The sequence below is a fragment of the Meiothermus hypogaeus genome, from assembly GCF_003574035.1.
In the GTDB taxonomy this organism is placed as follows: domain Bacteria; phylum Deinococcota; class Deinococci; order Deinococcales; family Thermaceae; genus Meiothermus; species Meiothermus hypogaeus.
On the sequence record NZ_QWKY01000171.1, the window covers coordinates 1 to 869 of the forward strand.

1 protein-coding gene is annotated in these 869 nt (G+C 59.7%); it reads left to right on the forward strand.

From position 1 onward, the window contains the following. Positions 1-53 precede the first annotated feature (53 nt). On the forward strand, positions 54-860 hold the full coding sequence (locus Mhypo_RS17775; protein WP_119342530.1) for an IS5 family transposase: 807 nt from the start codon (positions 54-56) through the stop codon (positions 858-860). The last annotated feature ends 9 nt before the right edge of the window (positions 861-869 follow it).

An 869-nucleotide genomic window follows, 5' to 3' on the forward strand; every position in this document is an offset into this window, starting at 1 on the left:
TAGAATCTACAAACCACCTTACCCAAATCAGGCACTGCAGTTATGTTTAGAGCATGAACCGCCGTGCTTACCCATCGGACGTCCGTGATGAGGAATGGGCTCTGGTGCTGCCCTATTTGACCCTCGCCCCGCTGGAAGCACCCCAGCGCAAGTACGACCTGCGCGAAGTGTTCAACGCCCTGCGCTGGATGGTTCGAACCGGTGCTCAGTGGGACTACCTGCCCCACGACTTCCCACCCCCCCATATCGTTCAGGCGCAAGCCTACCGCTGGATGAACCGGGGGGTCTTCGAAGACCTGGTACACGACCTGCGCATGACCCTGCGAATGCTCCAGGGCAAAGCCGCCCATCCCAGCGCTGCCATCTACGATGCTCGCACCCTACAGTCCACCCCGCAAAGTGGGGAGCGGGCCGGATACGATGGGTACAAACGACGCAAGGGAAGCAAAGTTCACCTGGCGGTAGATACCCTGGGGCATCTGCTGGCCCTGGTAGTAACGGCGGCCAGTGAACAGGAACGGGCCCAGGTGGGAGCCCTCAGTCAACAGGTGCAGGAAGTGACGGGGGAGCAGGTGGAAGTGGCCTTTGTGGATCAGGGTTACACTGGGGAGGAAGCGGCACAAGCGGCAGAGGCGGAAGGCATCGCCCTGTGTGTGGTCAAGGTGGAAGGGGCCAAACGAGGATTCGTGCTGCTGCCGAAGCGTTGGGTGGTGGAACGTTCGTTTGCCTGGACATCCCGGTTTCGCAGGCTGGCGCGAGACTATGAGCGGCTGGCTGAGACCTTGCGAGGTTGGCACTGGTTGGCTTTTTCGATTCTGATGACAGCGAAAACTGTGGAGCTTTTACGAACAGCTAGTTAGCAGGCTCTA

Excerpts from the sequence above, each read along its gene's own strand:
- Mhypo_RS17775 (WP_119342530.1), top strand. The coding sequence starts at position 54 with ATGAACCGCCGTGCTTACCCATCGGACGTCCGTGATGAGGAATGGGCT.